Annotated in this window: 3 protein-coding genes and 2 rRNA genes; all 5 read right to left on the reverse strand. The window is 53.5% G+C overall.

Annotated elements, in window-relative coordinates; all coding sequences use genetic code 11:
- Positions 1-187: ribosomal RNA gene (locus tag C7459_RS22355) — 16S ribosomal RNA — on the reverse strand; the annotation flags it as partial.
- 267 nt (positions 188-454) lie between these two features.
- Complete coding sequence (locus C7459_RS22360; protein WP_109691449.1) at positions 455-1,618, reverse strand: ABC transporter permease; 1,164 nt, start codon at positions 1,616-1,618, stop codon at positions 455-457.
- 12 nt (positions 1,619-1,630) lie between these two features.
- Positions 1,631-2,818: an ABC transporter permease gene (locus tag C7459_RS22365; protein WP_170119619.1), complete on the reverse strand. Its 1,188-nt coding sequence runs from the start codon at positions 2,816-2,818 to the stop codon at positions 1,631-1,633.
- A gap of 11 nt (positions 2,819-2,829) precedes the next feature.
- Positions 2,830-3,759 (reverse strand): ABC transporter ATP-binding protein, encoded by a 930-nt coding sequence (locus C7459_RS22370; protein ID WP_109691451.1) that lies wholly within the window; start codon positions 3,757-3,759, stop codon positions 2,830-2,832.
- A 227-nt stretch (positions 3,760-3,986) separates the two neighbouring features.
- Positions 3,987-4,103: ribosomal RNA gene (rrf, locus tag C7459_RS22375) — 5S ribosomal RNA — on the reverse strand.
- Between the last annotated feature and the right edge of the window lie 39 nt (positions 4,104-4,142).

Below are 4,142 nucleotides of genomic sequence, written 5' to 3' on the forward strand. Positions count from 1 at the left end.
AAGAGATCATCCGGTATTAGCACTCGTTTCCAAGCGTTATCCCAGTCTGCCAGGCAGGTTACCCACGTGTTACTCACCCGTCCGCCGCTGACATCAATGGAGCAAGCTCCACATCAGTCCGCTCGACTTGCATGTATTAGGCACGCCGCCAGCGTTCGTCCTGAGCCAGGATCAAACTCTCAAGTAAAGTTTGATTCAAGGCTCGAATCGATTCTCATCTATCACTCGTTTAGTTTTCAAGGATCAAAACGTGCCGCCGAAGCGACTCAATCAAGATAACATACCAATCAAGTTCAAGTCAACTGGTAGATTTTCAATTTCTCATTCACCGCATCACTCGCGGCGACAAGAGTTATCTTACCACGCCTCCACCACTCGATACCACCGACCCCGTGAAACAAAACGAAACAAACAAAAGGATCACTCTGTCTCCTAGACAGAATGATCCTTTTTTCTACTCATAACGCACTCTTTTGACCCCGACAACCAAAAACACCACTGCGAATCCCAACAATACCGCAACGGGCCCGACGACATCCCCCAGACCGCCACCTCTGGCAATCAATTCGGTGAACCCATCGATCGCCCATTTTTGAGGAGTAAAGTCGGCAGCCTTGCGCATCGTCTCACTCACAATATCAAGCGGCCAATACACCCCGCCCAACATACAGGTCGACAAAATCAACAGACTACCAAACGCCATCTGCTGCTCGGTCGACCGCACAAAACCCGCAATCAACATCCCCAGACCGACAACACACAGCAGGAACGCCGACACCAACACGAACTGCGCGAACCAGTTTCCCCACTCGACGCCAAACAGCACCGACGAAAAACCCATCAAGATCGCAAACTGCAACCACCCAGTCACAAAGAACGACAGCATATACCCACCTAAAATCTGCAGCCGAGTCGCAGGTACCGCCATCATCCGATACCAGACACCGCTTTTGCGCGCTTCCAGAATCGCGCCCGTCACAGGGAGCATGCTCATCATCACGAACATGATCGCGAAGCCAACCGCCCGCTGCGCTGAACTGTTCATTTGCTCGCCTTGCTTCCCTTTCGCAATCGCCTCCGCTTCAACGGTGACTTCATACTGCCCAGCGGCACTCACAAATTGGGCATACGGTTCCTGCCAAGCAAGACTCCCAATCTGGTCGCTCCACAACGTAGTCGCCTTCATCTGCACAGCCGTCTGCGCCAACGCATCATCCAGCCATTGCCGAATCCCGATCGAAATCGCCAAATCCGGCCCGTGCTGAAAAACGACCTCTGCTTTCTGCCCCGCGATGTAGTTCTCCTGATACCCTTTGGGTACCACAACACTGCCAGCCGCTTTTTTCTCCTGAACCAACGTCTGTGCTTCATTGACTGACTGCACGAGACTCACGGCATACAACTCTTCTCGATTCAACTTCTCCACCAACGCCTGCGACAGGAGCGTACCGTCCTCATCGACCACAACCAGTTTCGTTTTGACGAGCTCAGGCGTACTCGTGATCCCTCCGAACACAAACGTAAAGAAAATCGGCAACAAAAACATCAAAACCCATGAACGAGGCTGCTTAAACACCCGCTGTACCTCAAATCCACAGAGAGCCAACATCCGTCCCATCGCGCACCCCTCCTACCGTGCCGCCAAGCGCCATGTCCCGACACAGAGCGTCACCGTTCCCATACCCAAAAGCATCAACATCGGCAACCACAACGCCTGCCAAGTTGTCCCACTCATAATGTCGAGTAACCCGTTTAACGCCCATGCGTTCGGCGTCACCAACGACAATTTTTGCATCAGATCCGGGAACTCAGACAAAGGCACGATCGAACCGCCGAGGACAGCTGCGATCAGTGCGCCGATCCCGGACACGAGATCGGCCACTTTTTCCGAAGAGATCATCGAAGCGATCATCATCGACAACCCGGCTACAGCCACCGCGTACATCAACCCGAGCACCAGCACTTGCGCCCCATTCCCGCCCCATTCCACGCCAAAAATAAACCGTGTAGCCAAAACCATCACCACAAATTGAATCATCGAGTACAGCAACGTGCCCACGAATTTCCCAAGCAGGATCGAGGATTTACTCGTCGGCGATACCATCATCCGCGCCAACGTTTCCGTACCGCGTTCATTGAGGATCGACTTCGCACCAATCGCCACGTTGTATAACAAAAACATCGCGGTCATCGCTACTGCGTAGTATTGTTTCGCCGACACCGCCTTTTCCCCGATCGGGGTTTCCAACACAGACGCATTTGGCGAAATGGCGACCGGCTTCAACTGATCCGCCACTGCGCTGGCCATTTTTGCAAAATCAACCTCGCCCACCTGACTAGCCGGGATCGAATTTGACCGCTCCTTCACCACGACTTTCGTGGATGTCGCAACCGCGCCGACTCGCAGCACATACGACTCGGTCAGCGTTTGCACGAACTGGCCACTCGTGGGTTTACCAGGGTCTCGCAACACTCGGATCTTTTTGCTCTCGATCACGATGCCGACATCGACTTTTTGCGCTTCCACCGCCGATTTGACTTCCTCAGGCGATGCCATCTTCACGAGTGTCAGTTTGTCTTTTAGTTTCGGGCCCCCGAGCAGCCCGTCCAACAGTCCCTCGCTGAACCCTCCACCGTGTCCGTCGAAGGTCGCCACCGTCATATCTGGCAAGGACATCGCATCCGCATTCGTCTGACCTGCCAATGCACTGCCCAGGATCATGGACAGCAGAATCGGCATCAGCAACATGATCAGCAACACTTTCCAGTCACGCAAGCGAATCAATGTATCCTTCCAAGCAATCAGCCCAATTTTCACCATCCACACCCCTAATCGCGCAACGTTCGCCCAGTCAACTGCATAAACACCGTCTCCAAACTTGGTTCCCGAACATCGACCGATCTCACCAGAGCGCCCAACGCCAACACGCTCGTCATCACATCCCCCAGCACCTGCCGCACATCCTGGGCAAACACGGTCAGCATCTCGCCTTCAAGGACTGCTTTCGTCACGCCGGGCAGTTGCTCGATCATCGGCAATTGCTCGACCTGCATTCCTTCGACCAACACCTGTACACACGCACCGCCGTTCAACCGTCTGTACAATTCCTGCTTGGTTCCGAGCGCGATCAGTTCCCCATGGTCGACGATCGCCACGCGGTTGCACAGATACTCCACTTCTTCCATGTAATGCGAAGTATAGAGCACAGTCATGCCATCCTCGTTCAACCGCTTCACCGTTTCCAAAATGTAATTTCGCGACTGCGGATCGATCCCGACGGTCGGCTCGTCCATGATCAACAATTGCGGATGGTGCATCAGCGCGGCTCCAATGTTGGTGCGCCGCTTCATGCCGCCAGAAAAAGTACCAATCGGTTCTTTGGCACGATCGCTGAGTCCGATGATCTCCAGTACCTCATCAGCCCGTCGTTTTACCTCCGCGCCCTTCATCCCATACATCCGCGCCCAAAACAGGAGATTCTCCCGCGCCGACATCGTAGGATACAAGGCGATATCCTGTGGCACGACACCGATTTTTTGCTTCACAACCAACGGATTTTGTTTCACCGATTCCCCGCCGACACGCACGTCGCCACGATCGCTTGTAACCAGCCCACAGATCATCGAGATGATCGTCGATTTCCCCGCACCATTGGGGCCTAGCAGGCCGAACGACTCACCCGCCCCTACTTCAAAGGACACCCCGCGAACCACCTCGCGTTGCCCGAACCGCTTTCGCAAATCCTGCACTTGCAACATCGTTGGTCAACCCCTTCGATTCACTCTATCTGATTTGATTGTACGGCTCGGTATAGGGAACCTCATCTATCACAAGTCATATTAATAATATAAAAAAAGCGACCTTTTCAGGTCGCTCTATGCCAAATGTCATGCCACGTTGTCCATATCGATCTACGACGAGCAATCCGTATATAAAAAAAGACCCGATCCGCAATGGATCGAGTCTTTTTGTTCCTGATGCGGTTGCCTCGCGACGTCCTATTCTCCCAGGACCCTGCGGTCCAAGTACCATCGGCGCTGGAAAGCTTAACTTCTGTGTTCGAGATGGGAACAGGTGTGACCTTTCCGCCATCATCACGAGACTGTGACAACTGGGTAGAGCAACTTTGTGAGTTCAAGAC

The organism is Tumebacillus permanentifrigoris, from assembly GCF_003148565.1.
Taxonomy (GTDB): domain Bacteria; phylum Bacillota; class Bacilli; order Tumebacillales; family Tumebacillaceae; genus Tumebacillus; species Tumebacillus permanentifrigoris.